16 protein-coding genes are annotated in these 15,885 nt (G+C 71.1%); 11 read left to right on the forward strand and 5 right to left on the reverse strand.

The window, feature by feature from the left end; translation table 11 throughout:
* The 4 genes from OWR29_RS04840 to ccsB are packed head-to-tail and all read left to right on the forward strand — an operon-like array spanning nucleotide 1 to nucleotide 3,963.
* Nucleotides 1-561, forward strand: a complete 561-nt coding sequence (locus tag OWR29_RS04840) for a TlpA family protein disulfide reductase (RefSeq protein WP_267561254.1) — start codon at nucleotides 1-3, stop codon at nucleotides 559-561.
* The gene (locus OWR29_RS04845) at nucleotides 561-1,364 is read left to right on the forward strand and encodes a cytochrome c biogenesis CcdA family protein (protein WP_267561255.1); all 804 of its coding nucleotides are present in this window, start codon (nucleotides 561-563) and stop codon (nucleotides 1,362-1,364) included. Before OWR29_RS04840 ends, OWR29_RS04845 begins: the two co-directional genes overlap by 1 nt.
* Complete coding sequence (resB, locus tag OWR29_RS04850; RefSeq protein ID WP_267561257.1) at nucleotides 1,361-2,983, forward strand: cytochrome c biogenesis protein ResB; 1,623 nt, start codon at nucleotides 1,361-1,363, stop codon at nucleotides 2,981-2,983. The genes OWR29_RS04845 and resB overlap by 4 nt, the downstream gene beginning before the upstream one ends.
* On the forward strand, nucleotides 2,983-3,963 hold the full coding sequence (ccsB, locus tag OWR29_RS04855) for a c-type cytochrome biogenesis protein CcsB (protein WP_267561258.1): 981 nt from the start codon (nucleotides 2,983-2,985) through the stop codon (nucleotides 3,961-3,963). The genes resB and ccsB overlap by 1 nt, the downstream gene beginning before the upstream one ends.
* Here ccsB and OWR29_RS04860 read toward each other — a convergent pair.
* On the reverse strand, nucleotides 3,960-4,895 hold the full coding sequence (locus OWR29_RS04860) for a hypothetical protein (RefSeq protein WP_267561260.1): 936 nt from the start codon (nucleotides 4,893-4,895) through the stop codon (nucleotides 3,960-3,962). The two genes, ccsB and OWR29_RS04860, sit on opposite strands and share 4 nt — an antisense overlap.
* A 94-nt stretch (nucleotides 4,896-4,989) precedes the next feature.
* On the opposite strand from OWR29_RS04860, the gene OWR29_RS04865 reads away from it, so the two are divergent.
* From OWR29_RS04865 to OWR29_RS04885, 5 genes are read left to right on the forward strand one after another with little or no spacing between them, the layout of a single operon-like run.
* Nucleotides 4,990-6,450, forward strand: a complete 1,461-nt coding sequence (locus tag OWR29_RS04865; RefSeq protein WP_267561261.1) for a menaquinone biosynthesis decarboxylase — start codon at nucleotides 4,990-4,992, stop codon at nucleotides 6,448-6,450.
* Nucleotides 6,447-7,343, forward strand: a complete 897-nt coding sequence (gene mqnP, locus OWR29_RS04870) for a menaquinone biosynthesis prenyltransferase MqnP (RefSeq protein ID WP_267561263.1) — start codon at nucleotides 6,447-6,449, stop codon at nucleotides 7,341-7,343. The genes OWR29_RS04865 and mqnP overlap by 4 nt, the downstream gene beginning before the upstream one ends.
* A 31-nt stretch (nucleotides 7,344-7,374) precedes the next feature.
* Nucleotides 7,375-7,899 carry a SigE family RNA polymerase sigma factor gene (locus tag OWR29_RS04875; RefSeq protein ID WP_267561264.1) on the forward strand — a complete coding sequence of 175 codons (525 nt, stop codon included), beginning with the start codon at nucleotides 7,375-7,377 and terminating at the stop codon, nucleotides 7,897-7,899.
* On the forward strand, nucleotides 7,886-9,016 hold the full coding sequence (locus OWR29_RS04880; RefSeq protein WP_267561266.1) for a hypothetical protein: 1,131 nt from the start codon (nucleotides 7,886-7,888) through the stop codon (nucleotides 9,014-9,016). The genes OWR29_RS04875 and OWR29_RS04880 overlap by 14 nt, the downstream gene beginning before the upstream one ends.
* 55 nt (nucleotides 9,017-9,071) lie before the next feature.
* The gene (locus OWR29_RS04885) at nucleotides 9,072-9,710 is read left to right on the forward strand and encodes a UbiX family flavin prenyltransferase (RefSeq protein ID WP_267561267.1); all 639 of its coding nucleotides are present in this window, start codon (nucleotides 9,072-9,074) and stop codon (nucleotides 9,708-9,710) included.
* Here the strand turns inward: OWR29_RS04885 and OWR29_RS04890 are convergent.
* Nucleotides 9,683-9,958: a BldC family transcriptional regulator gene (locus OWR29_RS04890; RefSeq protein ID WP_030442123.1), complete on the reverse strand. Its 276-nt coding sequence runs from the start codon at nucleotides 9,956-9,958 to the stop codon at nucleotides 9,683-9,685. The two genes, OWR29_RS04885 and OWR29_RS04890, sit on opposite strands and share 28 nt — an antisense overlap.
* 213 nt (nucleotides 9,959-10,171) lie before the next feature.
* On the opposite strand from OWR29_RS04890, the gene OWR29_RS04895 reads away from it, so the two are divergent.
* A complete protein-coding gene (locus OWR29_RS04895) occupies nucleotides 10,172-10,621 on the forward strand; it encodes an Lrp/AsnC family transcriptional regulator (RefSeq protein WP_267561268.1) in 450 nt (149 codons plus the stop codon).
* A gap of 38 nt (nucleotides 10,622-10,659) precedes the next feature.
* Here the strand turns inward: OWR29_RS04895 and OWR29_RS04900 are convergent, their stop codons facing one another.
* The 3 genes from OWR29_RS04900 to OWR29_RS04910 form a co-directional block, all read right to left on the reverse strand.
* Nucleotides 10,660-11,316 carry a putative glycolipid-binding domain-containing protein gene (locus tag OWR29_RS04900; RefSeq protein WP_267561269.1) on the reverse strand — a complete coding sequence of 219 codons (657 nt, stop codon included), beginning with the start codon at nucleotides 11,314-11,316 and terminating at the stop codon, nucleotides 10,660-10,662.
* 92 nt (nucleotides 11,317-11,408) lie between these two features.
* Nucleotides 11,409-13,217: a DEAD/DEAH box helicase gene (locus tag OWR29_RS04905; RefSeq protein WP_267561270.1), complete on the reverse strand. Its 1,809-nt coding sequence runs from the start codon at nucleotides 13,215-13,217 to the stop codon at nucleotides 11,409-11,411.
* A gap of 304 nt (nucleotides 13,218-13,521) precedes the next feature.
* Nucleotides 13,522-14,031 carry a hypothetical protein gene (locus OWR29_RS04910; RefSeq protein WP_267561271.1) on the reverse strand — a complete coding sequence of 170 codons (510 nt, stop codon included), beginning with the start codon at nucleotides 14,029-14,031 and terminating at the stop codon, nucleotides 13,522-13,524.
* A 403-nt stretch (nucleotides 14,032-14,434) separates the two neighbouring features.
* Between OWR29_RS04910 and OWR29_RS04915 the strand changes: the two genes are divergently transcribed.
* Nucleotides 14,435-15,109, forward strand: coding sequence for a hypothetical protein (locus OWR29_RS04915; protein ID WP_267561272.1), 675 nt, complete (start codon nucleotides 14,435-14,437; stop codon nucleotides 15,107-15,109).
* Nucleotides 15,110-15,885 lie beyond the last annotated feature (776 nt).

Here is a 15,885-nt window from a genome sequence, read left to right on the forward strand (position 1 = left end):
ATGCGCCGCCTCGCCGCAGTCCTGGCCACCGCCGCCCTCGCGGCCGGTGTCCTCGCCGGATGCGGAGGGGAGGACGGCAACTGGGCCAAGAACTGCACCACCACCAACGGCGTGGTCGAGTGCGCGCCCGACAAGCGCCCCGCGGTCGAACCGATCACCGGCGAACTGCTGGACGGCAAGGCGTACGACATAGCCCAGGAAAAGGGCAAGGTGGTCGTCGTCAACTTCTGGGGCTCGTGGTGCGCGCCGTGCCGGGCCGAGGCCGACGACCTCGAGAACACCTATCAGGCCATGAAGGACAAGGACGTCAGCTTCATCGGCGTCAACTCGCGCGACGACCGGGACGCGGCCCGCGACTTCGAGAAGGGCCGGGTCACCTACCCGAGCCTCTACGACTTCCCGGGCAAGATCGGCATCCAGTTCGACGTGACCAACGTCAGCATCCCGTCCACGCTGATCATCGACCGGCAGGGCCGTATCGCGGTCGCCCTGCGCCAGGCCACGACCGAGACCCAGCTCAAGCCGCTGGTCGAGAAGATCGCGGCCGAGGGGCAGGGCTGATGGCCTCGACCTTCGCCGAGATCGCCAGCGGCGGGCCGCTGGTGCTGGCGATCGGTGTCTCCGCACTGGCCGGGCTGGTCAGCATCCTGTCGCCGTGCGTTCTGCCGCTGCTGCCGGGCTATCTCTCGTACGTCACCGGTCTGGCCGGATCCGACCTGGACGATTCCGCGGAAAAGGATGCCGGCGGGGGCGGTGTCGCCACCCTGACGAAGCCTCGCACCAGCCACCGGGGGCGGGTGCTGGCCGGCACCAGCCTCTTCGTGCTCGGCTTCGCTGTCGTCTTCACCCTGCTGGCCACTCTGGTCGCCAACCTGGGCTTCCTGCTGGTCCACAAGGACGCCCTGAACATCGGCCTGGGCGTGCTGGTCATCGTTCTGGGCCTGGGCTACCTGGGCTGGATCCCCGGCCTGCAGCGCGAGGCCCGGATAACCAGGCTGCCGGCGGCCGGCCTGGTCGGCGCGCCCATCTTCGGCGCGGTCTTCGCCTTCTCGTGGCTGCCGTGCACCGGCCCCACCCTGGCCGCCGTGCTGGCCCTGGCCACCACCAGCGGCGAGACGAACCGGGCGGTGGTGCTGGCTCTGGCCTACAGCCTGGGTCTCGGCATCCCGTTCATCGCCTTCGGCCTCTTCTTCCGCAAGCTGCTCGGCGTCTTCCGGTTCATCCGCCGCAACAGCCAGTGGGTCACCCGGATCGGCGGCGTGCTGCTCATCCTGGTCGGGATCATGCTCGTGACCGGCGGCTGGAACCACTTCCTGGTGTGGCTGATGACCACGTTCGACTTCGGCGCGGGGACGCTGCTGTGACAGTTGTCGAGGAACGTCCCGCCCCGCCCGCCGCCCCTCCGCCGCGGCCGGTGAACCGGCTGTGGGCTCTGCTGCGCAACTCGTGGCGGCAGCTCACCTCCATGCGTACGGCCCTGGTCCTGCTCTTCCTGCTGGCCGTCGCGGCCATCCCGGGCTCGGTGTTCCCGCAGCGCGCGGTCAACGCCGAACGGGTCACGCAGTACTACCAGCAGCACCCCGACCTGGCGCCGGTGCTGGAACGGCTGGGCGGCTTCGAGGTCTACGCCTCGCCCTGGTTCGCCTCGATCTACCTGCTGCTGTTCACGTCGCTGATCGGCTGTGTGGTGCCGCGGCTGATCGATCACGTGCGTGCGCTGCGGATGGCTCCGCCGGACGCGCCGAAGCGCATGGAACGGCTGCCGCAGCACGCGGAGGACCTGACTCGTACGGGCGCTCCCGACGAGGTCGCGAAGAGCCTGGCCGCCGGGCTGCGCCGCCGCCGCTTCCGGACGAAGGTGCGCGAGCGCGAGGACGGCGTCTGGACGGTCTCGGCCGAGAAGGGCTTCCTCAAAGAGACCGGCAACCTGCTCTTCCACTTCTCGCTGCTGGCGGTGCTCATCGGGGTGGGGTTCGGGCACTGGTACGGCTGGCACGCCAACCGGTTGCTCGTCGGCGGTCCCGACCAGGGTTTCTGCAACACGCTGACGCAGTACGACGACTCGACGCTCGGCCCCCGGGTGCACCCGGCCGACCTGCCGATCTTCTGCCTGCAGCTGACCGACTTCGACGCCACCTTCCAGACCACCGGCCAGCCCAAGACCTTCCTGGCCACCGTGCAGGTCACCCAGGACAACGGCGCGGCCGAGACCCGCAAGTTCACGGTCAACGACCCGCTGCGGCTCGACGGCGCCAGCGTCTACCTGCTCGGCCACGGCTACGCGCCGATCCTGAAGTACACCGACCGCAACGGCGTCTCGCAGACCAAGGTGGTGCCGTTCCTGCCGATCGACGCCATGCAGACCAGCGAGGGCGTCGCGCAGTTCCCCGACATCAACATCGACCCCAAGACCGACAAACGGGATCCGAACCTGCAGATGGGCTTCGAGGGCCGGTACCTGCCGACCGCGCCCACCGACGGCCGCGCCACCTCGGCCTTCCCGGCCGAGAACAACCCGATGCTCTACCTGACCGCCTACCGCGGCGACCTGGGCCTCGACGTCGGCACCCCGGGCTCGGTGTACTCGCTCGACCAGGGCCAGATCGCCACCGGCGAGCTCAAGAACGTCAGCGGCGCCCGCCCGCACGCGCTCAAGCTGGGCGACACGTGGACGCTGGACGACGGCACCAAGCTCGAGTTCGTCGGCACCCGGGAGTTCGCGACGCTGTCCATCCGGCACGACCCGGCTCAGGGGCTGCTGCTCGTGGGCGCGGTGGTCGGGCTGCTCGGCCTGATGCTGTCGCTGGCCGGGCACCGGCGCCGGGTGTGGTTCCGTGTCCGGCCAAATGCCGACCTGCCGGGTTCCGCGGCGGCTCGCGGCGGTAGCGTGGTGACGGCCGGTGGCCTGCCGCGCACCGACTATCCGGGCTTCCCGGAAGAATTCAAGGCTGTGGTGAAGGCCGCCGAAGAAGGGACGCCCTGATGGCGGAGTTGTCGAATCAGTTGATGGCGGCGGCCGTCCTCGCGTACCTGTTCGCGATGGTCTGCTACGCCGGTGAGTACGCGTTCGGCAAGCGCAGCCGGGTCGGGCGCGCAGCCGTGCGGCCGGTCGAGGCGAAGCAGCTCGTCGGCGCGGGCGGTCCGGTCACCTCCGAGCCGCCGGTGGCCGACGATGCCCCGATTCCGCCGGCCAAGCGCGGCCGCGGCGAGCTGATCGGCATGATCGCGGTCGGCATCAACGTGCTCGCCGTGCTGTTGCACCTGGGCGGTCTGGTCACCCGCGGCGTCGCGGCCGACCGGATGCCGTGGGGCAACATGTACGAGTACATCCTGTCGACGACGTTCATCGCGTCGGCGGTGTGGATCGGCGTCGTGCTGCGCCGCCCGGCCGTCCGCCACCTGGGCCTGTTCGCCTCGCTGGCGCTGGTCGTGATGCTGGGCGCGGCCTCCATGGTCGCCTACACGCCGGTCGGCCCGCTGGTGCCGGCGCTCAACTCGTACTGGTTCGTCATCCACGTCTCGACGATCATCATCGGCTCCGGCATCTTCCTGATCGGCGCCGTGCCGGCCGCGATGTTCCTCATCCGCAACGGGTACGACGAGGGCAAGCGCCGGTTCCCGTACACGCTGGGCAAGCACGTGCCGGCCGCGGTGACGCTCGAGCGGCTGACCTTCCGGCTGCACGCCTTCGCCTTCCCGCTGTTCACCTTCGGCGCGCTGATCGCGGGCCCGATCTGGGCCGAGGCGTCCTGGGGCCGCTACTGGGGCTGGGACCCGAAAGAGGTCTGGGCGTTCATCTCGTGGGTCGTCTACGCCGGCTACCTGCACGCCCGGGCCACGCCCAGCGTCAAGCGCACGGTGGCGACCTGGATCGCACTGCTCGGCTTCGTGACCATGCTGATGAACCTGTTCGGCGTGAACCTGTTCTTCGAGGGCCTGCACTCGTACGCCAACGCGGGTTAGCCCTTGTCCGAGCCGCAGTCGCCGGCCGTCCAGGTGTCGTAGCGGGTCAGCCAGTCCAGGCAGAAGCCGCCGTTGAGCCGGCGCTGGGCCGGGTCGGTCCCGGTCAGCGTGGGCACGTCCTCGCGCCACAGCTTGGCCTCGCCGCCTTCGCCGGGCCGCAGCCGTACGTTGTCCACCATCACGGGCGGGACGTCGATCAGTCCGGGCTTGCCCGCGTCGACGTGCACCTCGACGTACTGCTCGACGGTGGCGGTGCGGCCGATCGGCAGGAGCTGGGCGGTGAGCAGGTTCCACCGGTCGCCCCACCACAGCCAGGCGCTCCACAGCCCGCTCGGGTCGGAGTGCAGGTCGATCCAGATCTTGTCGCCCGGCTTCACCGCGTACTGGCCGTAGAACTGCCAGGTCTTGGTGTTGGTGTTGAACGTGTAGATCTGCTGGCGGCCCGGCCCGGCCCAGCCGGTCTCGGCCCAGCCGGCCTCGAGCCAGGCGATGTTGCCGCGGCCCATGTTCCGCTTGGCCATGAAGCGGCCGGCCACGAAGTCGTACGAGCGGGCGCGGACCGAGCCGTCCACGACTGACATGCGGCCGGACACCCCGGCCCATTCGCCGCTCGTGTTGGCCCCCAGGTGGTGGTAGCCACTGGGGGTGACGCCGCCCTGGCCGCGCCCGGAGAGCCGTACGCCCGATTCCAGAATGTGACCTGTGGCACGGCACGCTCCCGGCGCCTGCGGCCCGGCCCGTCCGGCCGGCGCCCGGGTCGAGGCCCGAGCCGGTGCGCAGGCCGGCAGCCGTTTCGTCGCCGACGACCCGGAACTATCGATCTGAGCTGCGGAAACAGTCGGCATGAGGCCGGTCAGGCCGGCGGCCAGAGCGGCCATCGCGCACCACAGCGCCACTTTCCGGACCTTCACCTGCACCTCGCCTGCTGTCACGGATCAATCGCCCACTCAACGCGTATCGGACAGCGTGAGTGACGGTGATCGCCCGCGCGCGGAACTGTCGGACCCGTGCGCGAGACTTGGTGTCATGGCGCCTCGTGGATTCCCCTACCAAGATCTGCAGAGCTTCTTGGACGCCCTCGAGGCGGCCGGTGAGCTGCGCCGGGTGACCGTCCCGGTCGACCCGACGCTCGAGATCAGCGAGGTGGTGACCCGCACGGTTCGCGAGGGTGGGCCGGCGCTGCTGTTCGAGCGACCGACCCGGGGCTCGATGCCGCTGGCGATCAACCTCTTCGGCACCGAGAAGCGGATGGCGATGGCCCTCGGGGTCGAAAAACTCGACGATGTGGGCGACCGCATCGGGGGGATGATCAAGCCGGAGCTCCCGGTCGGCTGGTCCGGCATCCGCGAGGGCCTGGGCAAGGTGCTGCAGCTGAAGTCGCTGCCGCCGCGCAAGGTGAAGACCGCCCCCTGCCAAGAGGTGGTGCTCAAGGGTGACGAGGTCGACCTCGGCCTGCTGCCCGGCCTGCAGGTGTGGCCCGGTGACGGCGGCATCTTCCACAACTTCGGCCTCACCCACACCAAGCACCCTGAGACGGGCAAGCGCAACCTCGGGCTCTATCGGCTGCAGCAGCATTCGAAGAACACGCTGGGCATGCACTGGCAGATCCACAAAGACTCGACGGCCCACCACGCCGTGGCCGAACGCCTCGGTCAGCGCCTGCCGGTGGCCATCGCGATCGGCTGCGACCCGGTGGTCAGCTACTCGGCCAGCGCTCCGCTGCCCTCCGACATCGACGAATACCTGTTCGCGGGCTTCCTGCGCGGCGAGCGGGTCGAGATGGTCGACTGCCTCACCGTGCCGCTGCAGGTGCCGGCCGAGGCCCAGATCATCCTCGAGGGCTATCTCGAGCCCGGCGAGCGCCTGCCCGAGGGCCCGTTCGGCGACCACACCGGCTTCTACACCCCGATCGAGCCGTTCCCGGTGCTGCACATCGAGTGCATGACCATGCGGAAGAAGCCGATCTACCACTCGATCATCACGTCGCAGCCCCCGCAGGAGGATCACGGCCTGGGCAAGGCGACCGAGCGCATCTTCCGGCCGCTGCTCAAGATGATGATCCCCGACATCGTCGACTACGACCTGCCGTCGGCCGGCGTCTTCCACAACTGCGCGATCGTCTCGATCCGCAAGCGCTATCCCAAGCACGCGCAGAAGGTCATGAACGCCGTCTGGGGCGCCCACTCGATGGCCTTCACCAAGCTGATCGTGATCGTCGACGAGGACTGCGACGTCCACGACTACAACGAGGTCGCCTTCCGCGCGCTCGGCAACGTCGACTACAGCCGCGACCTGCTGCTCACCGAGGGCCCCGTCGACCACCTCGACCACGCGTCCTACCAGCAGTTCTGGGGTGGCAAGGCGGGCATCGACGCCACCCGTAAGCTGCCTTCCGAGGGCTACTCACGAGGCTGGCCCGAAGCGATGGCGATGTCGCCCGAGGTGATCAGCCTGGTCGACAAGCGCTGGAAGGAGTACGGCTTATGACGGCGGTCGCGGCGGTCCCCGAGAAACCGGGCAAGGTCAAGGCGTTCCTGCGCCTGGTGGCCATCGAGCACTCGGTCTTCGCGCTCCCGTTCGCCTACCTCTCGGCGGCGGTCGCGCTCGACCGGCTCGGCACGGGCGTCCACTGGGTCGACCTGCTTCTGGTGACGGTGGCCATGGTGTCGGGCCGCACCTTCGCCATGGCGGCCAACCGCATCCTCGACCGCAAGATCGACGCGCTGAATCCGCGTACGCGGAACCGGGAACTCGTCACCGGCGCCGTCTCGCTGCGGACGGCCTGGACCGGTGCCGCGATCTCGCTGGTCGTGCTCTTCGTGGCGGCCGGCCTGCTCAACCCGCTCTGCCTGGTGCTGTCGCCGCTCGCCGTGATTCCGCTGGTCGTCTATCCGTACGCGAAGAGGTTCACCAACTTCCCGCACTACGTGCTGGCCCTGGCCCAGGCTGTGGCCCCGGTCGGGGCCTGGCTCGCGATGACCGGCCCGTTCGACGGGTCGGGCCCGGCCTGGCTGCTGGGTGTCGCCGTCGGCCTGTGGATCGGCGGGTTCGACATCATCTACGCCTGCCAGGACGTCGAGGTCGACCGGCAGATCGGCGTGCACTCCACCCCGGCCCGGTTCGGCGTGCGCACGGCGCTGCACATCTCCACCGTGACCCATGTCGTGACGTTCGCGCTGTTCGTCTGGTTCGGCGCCGTGGTCGGCCTGGGCTGGCTGTGGTGGATCGGCCTGGCGCTGACCGCGGTGGCCTTCGTCTACCAGCACATCGTCGTCACCCCGAACGACCTGTCCAAGGTCAACCGGGCCTTCTTCACGGCCAACGGCTTCGTGGGCATCGCGCTGTTCCTGTTCGCGCTGCTCGACCTGCTCCTGCTGTAACCGTTCGCGCAGCGATCTCCGTCTAACCCCCGTGAGCGACAAAGAAGCCGAGTTCCGCGAGTTCGTCGGCACGCAGATGGAGGCGCTGCGGGGGCTCGCCTACCTGACGTGCGGCGACTGGCAGGTGGCGGAAGATGCCGTGCTCGGCGCTCTGGCCCGCCTCTACGTGAAGTGGGGGCGGGTCGAGAATCCGCAGGCGTACGCGCGCAGCGCCGTGGTGCGCGCGGCCATCGACGAGACGCGAAGACCGTGGTGGCGGCGCGAGCAGTCACATGGCGACGCGCTGCCCGAGGTGATGGCGCCCGACGAGATTCTGAACGTCGACGACCGGGTGCATCTGCGACAGGCATTGCTGCAGGTGCCGGTGAAGCACCGGGCAGTGCTCGTGCTGCGCTTCCTGGAAGGGCTCAGCGTGCCGCAGACGGCGGCGGCGCTGCGCTGCCCGGAGGGCACGGTCAAGGCGTACACGTCCCGTGGCCTCGACACCCTGCGGCGGATCCTCGGCGCCGGCCTGAGCATCGACGAGCGCGTGGAGGCCCGTCATGAAGCTGTCTGACCTGCTCGAGACGGCCCGCGAGGACGCGCCGGCCGCGCGCTACACCGTCGACGACGTCGTGGCAGCGGGCCGCCGGCGCAAACGGCGACGGAACACCGGCTGGGCCATCGCGGCCCTGCTGGCCGTCTTCGCGGCGATCGGGGTGCCGCAACTGGTCGCCCGGCCGTCGGTCCCACCGGCCACCCCGCCCCCACCCCGGTCCGGATCCCTCGACCTGCTTTTTTCGGGCTACCGGAGCGGAGACCTGCGCGTCGGCGATCCGGAATGGGTGAGCCTCACCAACCAGCTCGCCTCGATCGGCCGGGAGGTGTCGCCGGGCGTGTACCGGTCCGTCGGCCGGATCGCCTTCTATCCCGCCGGGTCCCTGGCGCAGACCTCCTGGTTGGGTGGCCCGATGGAGCCGGCCGGCGTCATCAACGGCCACGCGGCCAACTTCATCACGGTGAGCCGCAACGCGCTGGTCAAGGACACCAGCTTGCTCACCTGGAAAAATGCCGACGGTTCGATGGTCCTCATGGCGGCGCACGAGAATCGCCTCAGCCGGGCGGAGATGGTGCGGCTGGCCACCGCCTTCCGCGTGACCGCACCGCGCCCGGCCCGGCTGCCCTTCGCCATCTCGTGGATGCCGCCCACCATGCGACTGGTCGCGGTCGACGTCAGCCGGCCCGAAGCCGCCACGGCGTTGGTGACGCCCGCGCGGGACGGCATCGGCTTCGAGCTCGAACCGGTCTATGAACAGGCGGCGTTCGTCGACGCCTGGTCCGACCCGGCCCTGAACTCGGCGCCGCGCCCGATCGGCTTGTCGTTCCCGCGGAGCACTCCAGGCAAGGCCTCGGCCCCGAGCGGCGGCATCGTGATCGGCGTCCAGCGCGGCTTCGTGCCCGGAACCGGGCCCACGCCCGACTGTGCGGAGTTCACCCTGCAGTTCCATGCCAGGCAGTGCGTGGCGGCACCGGACGCGACGAGCAACGTGGTGGCCCGGGCCGGCTACGACGTGCCGGTGGCCGACCTCGAGCGAGTGGCCACGGCGGCCCGGACCGTAGGCGTCATCAACGATCCCGAGACGTGGCCGACCGCGCGGGAGGCCCTGCCCGCCTCGGCCTGGGTCGAGCGGTGAGAGTCTTTCCCCACTTCGGCCCAGCTGTCGCGGGACCAGCGGGCACACTTGAGGCATGCGTGAACCATGGGTCGTGGGGGTCTCGGGAGCTTCGGGGACGCCCTATGCCCGGGCTGTGCTGTCGGCGTTGTTCGACGCGGGGGAATCCGTCGATCTCGTCATCTCGAAGGCCGCGCGGCTGACGATCCTGGACGAGACCGGGTCCACTGTGCGGGACGCGCACTGGAAGGACGACGTCGCGGCGTGGCTCGGGCGGGAACTGGGCGACCTGACGTACTGGCCCGCGAGCGACCTGGCGGCCGGGCCCAGCAGTGGGTCGTACCCGGCCAAGGGCATGATCGTGGTGCCGGCCAGCACGGCCGCCTGTGCGGGTATCGCGATTGGACTCAGCAAGGATCTGCTGCAGCGGGCGGCCGAGGTGAACCTCAAGGAACGTCGACGCACGGTGATCGTTCCTCGCGAGACGCCGGTGACGCGCAGTCACCTCGAGCACCTGATCGCGCTGCACGACGCCGGCGCGGTAGTTCTGCCTGCGAGCCCGGGCTTCTACGGCGCCGGGGCGCAGGCCACCGCACAACAACTCGTCGACTTCGTGGCGGGCAAGGCGCTGGACGCCCTGGACGTGCCGCACACGCTGCTGACCCGCTGGAAGGGTGAGCTGAACGCTCAGCGCAGCCCGTTGGGTGGGCCGTAACCCATGCCCGGGTTGGTCGGGCCGGCGTTGCGGGGCCGGTTGGCGGCGTCGTCCTCGCGCATCTCCTCGACCACGCCGTCGCCCTCGAGCAGCGCGCGGACCTCGGATTCACGGAATCGGCGGTGGCCGCCGGGAGTGCGAATGCTGCCGATGCGCCCGGCGGCGGCCCAGCGGGTCACCGTTTTCGGGTCGACGCGGAACAGCGCGGCCACCTCGCCTGGTGTGAGCAAGCGATCTCCAGTGTCCACAGCCCCCTCCTCGCGTCGGTCTTCTGGAGCGGCCGTGATCACGGTGAGTGTCGGCGTGCTCGATCGGGACGTAAAGCCATTAGAGCATTGCCCCGGAACCGAGTCCCTGGAATGCGGAAAAAGCCCTAATTGCGACAGTGATCGTTATCCTGCCGCCGTTTACGCTGCTACCGGGCGTGAGTGACGAAGTGCCACCCGTTTAGGGTCATCGACATGGACTCCATCGACCTCCGGCTGATCGAGCTGCTACGAGAGAACGCCCGCTCCTCGTACGCCGAGCTCGCGCGCAAGGTCGGGCTCTCCGCGCCGGCCGTGCACGAGCGGGTCGGCAAGCTCGAGACGGCCGGCACGATCCGGGGCTACCGCGCCGAGGTCGACTACGACGCGCTGGGCCTGGGCGTCACCGCGCTGATCGGCATCATCGAGGACTCCGGGGCCGACACCGACGACGTGCTCACCGCGCTGCGGGCGATGCCCGAGGTGGAGAGCTGCTACTTCATGGCGGGCGTGGAGTCTTATCAATTGACCGTACGGGTCGGCACGATAGCCGAGCTCGAACAGCTCATCGTCCGCGTCAACCGGACGCCGGGCGTGGCCTCCACGCGTACGGCAATCGCTCTTTCGACGAAGTGGGAGAACCGGCCGCAGCCCAACCTCGGCTGAGCACCACGCCGCGGCCCCCTCAGCGCCCCTCTCCGCCGTCAGGACGGCCGTTTGGGGTGTGGATCACCGACCCGCTCGGCCAGGCCCGGATAGTCGACGACAAAGCCGTCCTCGTCGATGGCCAGGTCGGCGCTGAACGTCTCGTTGGCGAAGCGCACCCGGCCCTCGCCCAGCGCGGTGTAGATCTGGTCGGCCTGCACCACCTCGAGGCTGGGCAGCAGCACCCAGGCCACATTGAGCCGGTGCGCCACCCCGACGCCGTCGGCCGCGGGCCGGTGCAGGCCGAGACGGCGGACCGGCAGCGTGTTGGTCAGCGGCGAGCCGGTCAGGTCGACGTCGAACGCGCCGTACAACAGATCCGGATCCTCCAGACCGGGCAGACCCGCGCCGGCGTGCCCCGCGGCCGACAGCACCGCGTCCAGGTTGCCCTGCTCGGCCGTGGTGGCCCGCCAGGTGCCGGCGGCCAGCTCGAGACGCAGCGTGCGAGCCCAGCCGGCCCCCTCGGTGGCCACGTCGAAGTGGGCGGTCACCCAGCCGGGATCGGTGCGCAGCTCGTAGCGGCAGGTGTACGGGATGGGATCCACCGCGAGCGCGGTGCCGCGGGCGTAGAGGCCGTTGGTGGCGTCGAGCAGCGTGTGCTCGGAGCCGGCCGTGTCCTTGCGTTGCCAGAACAGGGAGTGGGGCAGCAGCGACATGTCTTCTGTGTACCCGGCCCGCCCGGCCCGGAAAAGCCGGACGCCCGGCACATCGAGGTGCCGGGCGTCACGGGTGCTGCTTTTAGGGTGAATCAGTAGCTGCGAGCCGGGCGCGGGGTGCCGAAGCGGCCCGCGGGGCCCTCACGGCGGTCGTTGCGCTGGTTGCTGTCGCGCCGGAAGTTGCCGGTCCGCTCGCCGTTGCGGGCGTAGCCGCGCTCGGTGCGCTCGCCGCCGAAACCGCCACGGTCGCGGCCGCGCTCGTAACCGCCGCGCTCGCCGCCGCCGAAGCCGCCGCGCTCGGGCCGGTCGCCGTACGACCGTTGCGGACGGTCACCACGGGGGCGGTCGCCGAACGAGCCGCGCTCGCCGGCCGGCCGGTCGCCGTAGGAACGTTGCGGACGGTCACTGCCGGGACGGTCGTCGTAGGACCGCTGCGGACGGTCACCGTACGACCGCTCCGGACGGTCACCACGCGGCCGCTCGCCGTACGAGCCGCGGGACCGGTCGCCGAAGCGGCCACGCGGACGGTCGCCACGCTCGCGGCGGGGCTCCGGCTCGTCGACCACGGGCACGCCGCTCGGCTCGCGGGCGCCGGTGATGGCGATCAGCTTCTCGTCGCCCTGGCGCACGCGGGTCTCGTCCGGCGAGACACCGGCCTTCGACATCATGGCCTGGGTGCTGCGGCGCTGCTTCGGCAGAACCAGCGTGACGACAGCGCCGGACTCGCCGGCCCGGGCGGTACGACCCGCGCGGTGCAGGTAGTCCTTGGGGTCCTTCGGCGGGTCGACGTGCATGACCAGCGAGATGCCGTCGACGTGAATGCCGCGGGCAGCGACGTCGGTGGCAACGAGGACGCTGGTGCGGCCCTCCTTGAACTCGGCGAGCGTACGGGTGCGGACCCGCTGGGTCTTGCCGCCGTGCAGCCCACCGGCCCGGACGCCGACCTGCCGCAGCTGCTCGACCAGCCGGTCGACGCCCATCTGGGTGCGGGCGAAGACGATGGTCTTGCCCTCCCGGTTGGCGATCGACGCCGCGATCGGGAACTTGTCGTGCGGCGGGATCAGCAGCAGGTGGTGGTCCATGGTGGACACGCTGGCCTCGGCCGGGGCCGTGGAGTGCGTGACCGGGTCGTGCATGAACCGCTTGACCAGCGCGTCGACGTCACCGTCGAGAGTGGCCGAGAACAGCAGCCGCTGCGCGTTCTCGGGCGTCTTGGCCAGCAGCTCGGTGACCTCGGGCAGGAAGCCCATGTCGGCCATCTGGTCGGCCTCGTCGAGAACGGTGATCTCGATGTCGTCGAGCTTGCAGGCGCCCCGCTCGATCAGGTCGCCCAGGCGGCCCGGGGTGGCCACCATGACCTCGACGCCGCGACGGAGCGCGTCCATCTGACGGTCGTAGGGCACGCCGCCGACGGCGGTCTTCAGGAAGACGCCGACCGAGCGGCCCAGCGGCATCAGCGCGTCGGCGACCTGCATCGCCAGCTCACGCGTCGGCACCAGGATCAGGGCCTTGGGGTGGTGCGGGCGCGCCTTGCCGCCCTGGGCCACGCGGGCCAGCAGGGGCAGGCCGAACGCCAGGGTCTTGCCGGAGCCGGTCTGGCCGCGGCCCAGGACGTCCCGGCCGGCCAGTGCGTCGGGCATCGTCGCGGCCTGGATCTCGAACGGGGTGGTGATGCCCTCACGGTTGAGGACGCGCACCAGCTCGGCCGGCAGGCCCAGCTCGGCGAAGGTCGGGACGGGCGCCTCGGCGGGGGCCTCGACGGCCTCGTCGGCCGTGACGGAGGTCTCGTCGGCCGGGGCCTCGATGACGACGGTTTCGGTGGTCTCGACGGCCGGCTGCTCGTCGGTGGAACGGGTTTCGAAGACGGACGGGAACGTGCTGGGATCAGCGAAAGTGGTCAAGAGAACCTCTCTACGGGGGCGCATGCTCGCAAGTGGCCCGCCGCGGCTACAGAAGCCGACCGCTGAAATGCCCGCAAGAACGCCCGTGGCGCGCCCGCTAGGCACGCCGCTGGAATAACTGTCATAAGTGTACGGCTCAACGTTTGACGCGCCGACCGCATTCCGCGCTGGTAGTGGGCAGGCTCACCCCTGACCTGGCACACGCGGACCGCACGGAACCGAGCCCAGCGCACAAACCAAGCAAGCTTAGGTCGCGCTCGGCGTCACGCCAAATCCTCCGACCGGCCCGCCGGGCCGTGCCGGGTCAGGAGAAGACGCCGCCAAGCCAGTCGCTGAACGAGCTGCCGGCGGTCAGCAGGAACACCACGCTGACGGTCACCAGCAGGCCCAACACCACCAGCATGGCCACCGCGACCTTGAGGTTGCCGCGCCGCCGGTCGATGACCTCGTCGCGCCAGCCCTGGGCCAGGATGTGTCCGGTCAACGACCCGGAATTCTCCACCGGGTTGGTAGATACGGGCATCGTCGCGTCGATCGTCTCGTAGCCGCCGGTGCCGTAGACGGTGCCCGGCATCGGCCGCTGCGGCGGAACGGCGATCGTGGGCTCCGGGTCGAAACCGGGCGGATAGGCCGGGACGTCGCTCACCCGGGTGGCCGCTTCGGTCGGCACGACCTGGGTCGGCTCGGCGGGCGCGCCCGGAGAGCCGAACGGCTGAGGCGATTTCGCACCGAACGGCGCCGGGCTCCCGTGCGGGTCGGCGACCCCGAACGGGGTGGTGGCGGGTGAGGGGCGTCCTGAGGTGGCTGGCGGCACGGTGTAGGAGGGTAGTCCGGTCCCGCCAGTCGCAATCATCGGCGGCGGCGGAACGATCGGCGGCACCGGACCGGGCACCGGGCTGGGCCCGGGCGGCGGCGGCACAGGACTAGGGCCGGGCCCCGGCGGAACCGGGAACGGATCGGGCCCAGGCGGGACGGGCGACGGCCCAGGCCCGGGCGGCACAGGCGACGGCCCGGGCCCCGGCGGAACCGGTCCGGGCGGCGTCGGGCTGGGCGACGGGCCGGGTCCGGGCGGCGTCGGGCTGGGCGACGGGTTCGGAGTCGGGCTGGGGAACGGGCCCGGGGTCGGCGCCGGGAACGGGCTCGGGGTGGGCTCGATCGGATCCGGTCCCGGGGTCGGCGGCGCCGGCCGACCGGGCTCGGGGCGCGACGGAGGCGGTGTGGGCACCGGGGCCGGACGCTCGGGCTCGGGCTCGGACGGCTCAGGCTTCGGCTCGGCCGGGTCGGGCCGCGGCTCCGACGGGTCGGCCGGCTCGGGTGTCGGCTCGGGCCGCGGTTCGGCGGGCCCGGGCTTCGGCTCGGACGGCTCGGGCTTCGGCTCCGTGGGTTCCGGCCGGGGTTCGCTGGGCTCGCTCGCCTTGGGCGGCGCAACCTTCGCCCGAGCCACCACGGACCGGCTTCCCTGCCCAGCATCCGGCGGCGCGGAGGCCTGGCCGGCAGCCGGCGTGAAGGCCGAGAAAGCAGGCGACGCGGAAGTGGGCGCAGCAGCCGGGGTCGAGGTCGACGCGGAAGTGGGCGCAGCAGCCGGGGTCGAGGTCGACGCGGCAGGTGGCGCGGATGTCGGCGCGGGGGCTGAGGCGGCCGGTGACGTGAAGGAAGGCGGCGCGGAAGACGAGGAGGCAGGCGGTGCGGAGGCTCGCCCGGCGGACGACGTGGGGGCCGGAGGCGTGGAGGTCGGGGCGGCGGGCGGCGCCGACGTCGGGGCCGGGGGCGCGGACGCCACGATGGGGGCGGACGGGGCCGCGGAGACGGGGGCCGAGGCGGAGACGGTGGGAGTCACGACCTTGGCGCCGGCCGGGCCGGTGGCGGGCGGAGTGGCCTGGCTGCTGCCGTAGAGCTTGGCTTCGCCGGTGGTCCAGCCGGTGGCGCGGACAGCGTCGGCCGAGTCGCGGTTGATCGCGCCGGGGACGCTGGCGCGGGCGGCGCCGGAGCCGAGCGTCGTCGGCAGGCGGCGGCTGGAACCGTCGACTCGCTCGGGTGTGCGCTCGGCATCGGCCGGGCTGACCGGTCGCGCTGATCCGACAGCTCGTCTGTTCAGGCCGGCTCGGTCTTCCGCGCCGGCTCGGTCGGCGCTGGCGGCTTGGCTGCCCGTGCCTGCTCGGTTGGCAGTGGCGGCTTGGCTGTCGGTACCTGCTCGGTCGTCCGCGGCGGCTTGGCTGTCGCCGTTTAGGCCGCTGTCACGAGCGGCGTCGTGCGCGGGCGGCTCCGCATCGAAGGCGGAGGCGGCGGACGCGGAAGTCGCGGACGTGGAGGGGGCGGGCGCTGCGGAGACCTGGGCGGTGGCGCGGACTGAGCCGGTGCCGGCGCGGTCACCGGGCTGCTTGGCGGCCCACAGGGCGCCGGGTGCGGGCGGCGGCGGCGGGGCGTACTCGTCCTGGTCACCGACCACCGGCGTCCCCGTAGCGGGCGGCTTGGTGCCGTCGCTGTCCGGTTTCGCCTGCCGCTCGTCCATGGAACCTCCCGACCGCCGCGCGCCGACGGATTCGGTCGTCGGGCGCTGCACATAACCGTGCCATATCAGTGCGCGTCAGCACACCCGGCATCAACCGGACCATGCCCCCGGCCGGGCACTGACCACCGGAAAGACGAAATTGCCGCACCTCGTGGCCCA

The organism is Paractinoplanes pyxinae (assembly GCF_026626335.1).
Classification (GTDB): Bacteria; Actinomycetota; Actinomycetes; order Mycobacteriales; family Micromonosporaceae; genus Actinoplanes; species Actinoplanes pyxinae.

Coding starts and splice junctions, on each gene's coding strand:
- OWR29_RS04865 (WP_267561261.1), top strand. CDS start 4,990: ATGGCGCCTCGTGGATTCCCCTACCAAGATCTGCAGAGCTTCTTGGAC.
- OWR29_RS04885 (WP_267561267.1), top strand. CDS start 9,072: ATGCGTGAACCATGGGTCGTGGGGGTCTCGGGAGCTTCGGGGACGCCC.
- OWR29_RS04895 (WP_267561268.1), top strand. CDS start 10,172: ATGGACTCCATCGACCTCCGGCTGATCGAGCTGCTACGAGAGAACGCC.
- ccsB (WP_267561258.1), top strand. CDS start 2,983: ATGGCGGAGTTGTCGAATCAGTTGATGGCGGCGGCCGTCCTCGCGTAC.
- OWR29_RS04880 (WP_267561266.1), top strand. CDS start 7,886: ATGAAGCTGTCTGACCTGCTCGAGACGGCCCGCGAGGACGCGCCGGCC.
- OWR29_RS04845 (WP_267561255.1), top strand. CDS start 561: ATGGCCTCGACCTTCGCCGAGATCGCCAGCGGCGGGCCGCTGGTGCTG.
- OWR29_RS04840 (WP_267561254.1), top strand. CDS start 1: ATGCGCCGCCTCGCCGCAGTCCTGGCCACCGCCGCCCTCGCGGCCGGT.
- OWR29_RS04900 (WP_267561269.1), bottom strand. CDS start 11,316: ATGTCGCTGCTGCCCCACTCCCTGTTCTGGCAACGCAAGGACACGGCC.
- mqnP (WP_267561263.1), top strand. CDS start 6,447: ATGACGGCGGTCGCGGCGGTCCCCGAGAAACCGGGCAAGGTCAAGGCG.